Source organism: Loktanella sp. DJP18 (assembly GCF_049310965.1).
In the GTDB taxonomy this organism is placed as follows: domain Bacteria; phylum Pseudomonadota; class Alphaproteobacteria; order Rhodobacterales; family Rhodobacteraceae; genus Loktanella.
In genome coordinates this window covers 1-4,874 of sequence record NZ_JBMERN010000196.1, presented here as the reverse complement: position 1 = coordinate 4,874, position 4,874 = coordinate 1, and the positions used below count along the sequence as shown (strand labels likewise).

The window sequence follows — 4,874 nt, the reverse complement described above, 5'->3', positions numbered from 1 at the left end:
ATTTCCTTCCATTGCTGCAGGCGTGTTGCCGCAGCGTCAGTGAGTTAACAATCAGCTGCATGCGATGTTCCGTCACAGCGGTTTTCCGCTGGCATTGGGCCATGCTGGACTAATCCGACAGGCATTCATGTCGTAAATTCAGTGTCGTAACTGGCCGGCATGAGCGAACCGACATCACCGATCTACAAGACGACGAACTAGGCTGATTATAACGCGGCGCTGAAGCGCCGCGGATCACTGACGATCTGGTTCGATCCCGAGATGGACTGGGATGCCAAACCTTCCGGCAGGAGGGGCAGATCACGGACTTTCAGGGACGCTGCGATCCAGACGTGCGTGACGATGAAAGTCCTGTTCGGAATGGCGCTTCGCCAAACGACGGGCTTCGTCGAGAGCCTGCTACGGCTGACAGGGCTGGACTGGGTCGTACCTGACTTCAGCACCATCTGCCTACGGCAAAGGACGCTTGCAGTGAACATTCCATATCGTGGCGCAAAGGGCCCGCTGCACCTGCTTATCGACAGCACAGGGATCAAGGTCGAGGGTGAAGGCGAATGGAACGCCCGCAAGCACGGCGGCACCAAGCGACGCGTCTGGCGCAAGATCCACATCGGTATCGACGAGCAAACGTTGGAAGTCAGAGCGGTTGAGATCACGGGCAGCAACACCGGCGACGCACCAATGCTGCCTCATCTGCTCAACCAGATCCCGCACGATCAGGAGATTGGCAGCGTGACCGCAGATGGCGCATACGACACGCGACGGTGCCACAACGCCATCGCTGACCGCGGTGCGGCCGCATTCATCCCACCACGCAGAAATGCTCAGCCATGGAAGCCAACCACTGCCGGTGCCATCGCCAGAAACGACGCGCTGCGCGCATCAAGATATCTGGGCCGCGTACTCTGGCGGAACTGGAGCGGCTACCACCGAAGAAGCCGCGTTGAGACAAAGATGCACTTCCTGAAACTGCTTGGCCAGCGGCTGATGGCGCGCGACTTTGACCGCCAAGTCGCTGAGGTTCAGGTTCGCGTTCCGATCCTGAATGGATACCCCGCCCTTGACATCCCTGTCGCGAAAGCCGTGGGATAAATCGGTCTCGGGAAAGGGGAGAACCGTTCGTCAGCTCACTTGCCCAACAGAGTCCAGTCAAGGGCGCATAGCCCGCACCCCCGATGTCGGTTGCGAAGGACCGCGACCGGCCCGTCCAGCGGATCGTCAGATCGCCTAATCCGGTATCGCCTTTCTGATGTCATTCAGCATTTTTTCTCCCAGATCAATGTGCATCTGGATATCTGCGCGCTCGCTAGGGTCGGTGACGTACTCCAGATCGTCTCGCAGCGCTGCCACCGCTTCAGCGATCTGTGGCTTGCGCGCGGCCCACTTGTCGACAAGGTCCTTTTCCTCGCGCGTAAGTGGCCCCACCGTTCTCACAGTGCCGTCACGCATATCGATGACGATCTGGTCGGGATGCGGCATCGGTTCTGGCAGGTGGGTGATACCAGCAGTTTTGCGCCGTTTGAGTTCCTTTTCCCATTCGAGTTTGTAGTTCAGGGCATTCTCAAAATACTGATCATGCAGAGCCCTGCGCGAGGTTTCAGTGGCCGCGAGCAGTTCGGCAAAAAGCCTCTGCGCCCGGTGCTGGCCCTTGACTGCGTTAACCGCCATCGACCTGATTACCGCCTGGGCCATCGGAATGGTGACGTTCCGCGCGCCGTCTCGAACCGTGATGCTACGATAGGCCTCGTCGAGGATAATGTCCTTCATCCGCTCTTCATGCAGGCCGGGACGTTTGTTCTTCGACCCGCGCGGACGCCCCTTGGGGTTACCGGACACGCCGGGCTTGAACCGGGTTGCCTCTGGCGGCTTGGCAAAGCCAATCTCGTATCCGGGACGCGCCGCAAGACTGGTTGAGGGTGGCTTCCCGGACCCCCTCATTCCGCGGCCTCCCGCATCGCGGATACGCCGTTCCATCCACAGACGACCTGTTCCGCATCATCTTTCGCATAGGCCTCCCAGCGTGCAATCGTCCGATCACAATAAATTGGATCAAGCTCGCAGAGGTAGCCTCGCCGTCCCGTCTTTTCCGATGCTATCAACGTCGAACCTGAACCACCAAAGAGATCAAGCACGATGTCGCCGCGCCCAGACACGTCGCGGATCGCATCTGAGATCATCTGTACCGGCTTGACCGTCGGATGGAGTGCCAGTTCCTCCATGCGCCCGGCTCGCATCGTGTTTACACCCCGATACTGCCAGACATTTGTGCGGTAGCGCCCGTGCTGACCGAGTTCAAAGGTGTTGATATGTGGCGCGGCACCATTCTTGAACACGAATATCAACTCGTGGCGGGAGCGATAGAACGTCCCCATGCCGCCGTTGTCCTTGGCCCAGACAATCAGATTCTTCAGTTCAGTGTAGACGCCCTGCCCCGCGGCCAGCATCTCGCCCATGTGCCGCCAATCCATACAAAGAAAATGGATAGACCCATCGATGCTGTGGTCAGCGAGGTTCCTGAGCGCCGTGGTCAGAAACGCCGTAAACTCGCTCTGGCTCATTTCGCCTGACGCCATCGCGAACTCCCGGTGCTGGATTTTGCCGGAGTTGCCGACATGACCGTCGATCTTCACATTGTAGGGCGGGTCGCTGAATACCATCGTTGCCACCTCACCTGCCATCAAACCGCCGACCACATCCGGATCCAGGGCATCGCCACAGACCAAACGGTGGCTCCCGAGTTGCCAAACATCGCCAGCCTTCACGCGCCGCGGAGCGTCAACCGGCAAGATATCATCGGCAGGATCATCCGGCTCTTCAGGTGCCACATTCGCCAGAAGTCCATCAATCTCCGGGATCGAAAATCCGATTACCCCGATATCAAAGTCGAGATCGTCAGCCATGAGCGCGCCGAGTTCGGCAGCGAGCAGATCCTCATCCCAGCCCGCGTTCAGTGCCAGCTTGTTGTCCGCCAGGACATAGGCCCGCTTTTCCTGCGCGCTCATATGGTCAAGCCGCAGACAGGGCACATCCTTCATTCCAAGCAGTATTGCCGCCGCCACGCGACCATGGCCCGCGAGAATTGTCCGATGCTCGTCGATCAACACCGGATTGGTAAACCCGAATGTTCTGATGCTGTCAGCGATTTGCCGGATCTGCTTCTTCGAATGTGTCCGGGCATTGGTCGCCCAGTGAGTGAGATCGCTGGTAGCGATATGTTCGATAGATATTGGGGCCATCTTGGCTCTCCTTGTCTGCTGCTCGCCCACGGAATCGCTCCGTCTGCCTGTATCGTAAGATGTATCTTACATCTGGCCAAATGTCAAACACAGGTGTATAACGGCGTCAGACAAGAAAAACGGGAGAGCATGATGAACATGGGAGAGAGTTTGTTCAGTTTGCGGCAAAAGAGCGGGGAGTCTTTGCAGGCCGTCGCTGACAAGGTTGGAGTTTCAAAGGCACACGTATGGGAGTTGGAGAAGGGCCGCAGCCGCAACCCCTCCTTTGATCTGGTCCGCAAATTGGCGACCCACTATGGCGTGAGCGTCGATGTCCTGACAGGTGACGCGGCCGAACCTGCATCCAAGGACCTTCAGGTCGACAGAATTCACAGAGATCTGGCCGAACTGTCTGAACGAGACCGTAATGTCGTCGAAGAGATGATCCGATTACTGCAAACCAAACACTCTGAGACGTCGTAGTCGATTGACCCTATACCGCGTTGACCTCTCTGATATTCACGAACCGCGCAGATTGGCGCGAGCAATTCATGATCAACTTGGTCGGCTCGATGCGGCCATACCTGTCATCGACGTCGCGCGTGATCTGGATGTCAGTGAAATTAGGCTGAGTGTCTTCGATGGATTTGAGGGAATGCTGCTCACGGATGCAGTCCGAAGCACAGGCGCGATTCTCGCCAACACCGCCAAAGGAAGCCGGCGTGCGCGATTTACCGTCGCCCATGAGCTGGGACATTTCTTGATGGAACGGCATGTGCTTTCGAATCCTTCGGGCTTCAGGTGCATCGCGGATGACATGCGCGAGACGCAAGAAGGTCGTCGAGATCTGCGTCAGGAAACGCAGGCGAACCAGTTTGCCATCGGCCTTCTGGCCCCAGGCTATCTTGTGAACCCGTTGCTATCTCCGGACCCGGACCTCAGAGATGCGCAACGCCTGAGCGCACTTCTCGACATCAGCCTGGAGGCCTGCGTCCGTCATCTTCTGGAAATTCGGCCCGAGCCACTCGCAGCAGTCTGGTCCTACAAAGGCCGCATCCGCTACTTCGGGAAATCGTCAGCGTTTCCATTCGTAACCTGCAAGGCCAAATTACTCCTGCCCCAGACCTCGGCCGCATGCCGGGCCGTCAGTAATGGAACGCCCGGATACACGGAAGTTCAAGCGACCCACGCCACGGCTTGGACCTCACAGCCCGATCTTGACCTCTACGAGCAGACCCGCGTCTCCAAGACCGGACATGCCGTCACACTTTTTTGGGCAGACACAATTAACGAAGATGACAGTACTGATGATGGGCATCCAGAACTCGACATGCCGAAGTTTCGGTAGTCCGGACCTAGAATGGGCATTCCCTGCAAAATCCGTTCGCTCCCCTGTTGATCGCTATAACGTCCCTGTTCCGGCTCCGAATGTTCCCTGTTAATTGGGAACAGGGAAATGAAACGCAAGCCACTAAATTAGCAATGCAAATCTCGGTTAAATTCGTCAGTTCAGGCTTAGAATGACCCGAAATTCCAAGATTTCCCTGTTATTTCCCTGTTTTCACGAGATTCCAGTAGAGACCGGTTAGCATTCGACTGGCAGCACAGCCAGCGTCTTCCTTCACACCAGACGGTGCACGTTTGCTTCCGCATTGTGTA

At 57.2% G+C, this 4,874-nt stretch carries 5 protein-coding genes and 1 pseudogene; 3 read left to right on the top strand and 3 right to left on the bottom strand.

Going from position 1 to position 4,874, the window contains the following annotated elements; genetic code table 11:
• The first annotated feature begins 159 nt into the window (after positions 1-159).
• Positions 160-1,092 (top strand): annotated as a pseudogene (locus ACOI1H_RS23590) (IS5 family transposase).
• A 135-nt stretch (positions 1,093-1,227) separates the two neighbouring features.
• On the opposite strand, the gene ACOI1H_RS23585 reads toward ACOI1H_RS23590, so the two are convergent.
• Both ACOI1H_RS23585 and ACOI1H_RS23580 read right to left on the bottom strand, forming a co-directional pair.
• On the bottom strand, positions 1,228-1,974 hold the full coding sequence (locus tag ACOI1H_RS23585) for a DUF5681 domain-containing protein (RefSeq protein ID WP_422440609.1): 747 nt from the start codon (positions 1,972-1,974) through the stop codon (positions 1,228-1,230).
• On the bottom strand, positions 1,935-3,266 hold the full coding sequence (locus ACOI1H_RS23580; RefSeq protein ID WP_422440607.1) for a site-specific DNA-methyltransferase: 1,332 nt from the start codon (positions 3,264-3,266) through the stop codon (positions 1,935-1,937). The genes ACOI1H_RS23585 and ACOI1H_RS23580 overlap by 40 nt, the downstream gene beginning before the upstream one ends.
• A gap of 99 nt (positions 3,267-3,365) precedes the next feature.
• Between ACOI1H_RS23580 and ACOI1H_RS23575 the strand changes: the two genes are divergently transcribed.
• Entirely contained in the window at positions 3,366-3,698 is a 333-nt protein-coding gene (locus ACOI1H_RS23575; protein WP_422440606.1) for a helix-turn-helix domain-containing protein, read from the top strand.
• Positions 3,699-3,708: 10 nt separating this feature from the next.
• Here ACOI1H_RS23575 and ACOI1H_RS23570 read toward each other — a convergent pair whose 3' ends face one another.
• Entirely contained in the window at positions 3,709-3,990 is a 282-nt protein-coding gene (locus ACOI1H_RS23570) for a hypothetical protein (protein ID WP_422440611.1), read from the bottom strand.
• Here ACOI1H_RS23570 and ACOI1H_RS23565 point away from each other — a divergent pair.
• On the top strand, positions 3,871-4,563 hold the full coding sequence (locus tag ACOI1H_RS23565; RefSeq protein ID WP_422440610.1) for an ImmA/IrrE family metallo-endopeptidase: 693 nt from the start codon (positions 3,871-3,873) through the stop codon (positions 4,561-4,563). The genes ACOI1H_RS23570 and ACOI1H_RS23565 overlap by 120 nt on opposite strands.
• Positions 4,564-4,874 lie beyond the last annotated feature (311 nt).

What these genes read in the sequence shown, in the direction of transcription:
- ACOI1H_RS23565 (WP_422440610.1), top strand. Translation starts at nt 3,871, where the DNA reads ATGCTGCTCACGGATGCAGTCCGAAGCACAGGCGCGATTCTCGCCAAC.
- ACOI1H_RS23570 (WP_422440611.1), bottom strand. Translation starts at nt 3,990, where the DNA reads ATGCCGTTCCATCAAGAAATGTCCCAGCTCATGGGCGACGGTAAATCG.
- ACOI1H_RS23585 (WP_422440609.1), bottom strand. Translation starts at nt 1,974, where the DNA reads ATGGAACGGCGTATCCGCGATGCGGGAGGCCGCGGAATGAGGGGGTCC.
- ACOI1H_RS23575 (WP_422440606.1), top strand. Translation starts at nt 3,366, where the DNA reads ATGATGAACATGGGAGAGAGTTTGTTCAGTTTGCGGCAAAAGAGCGGG.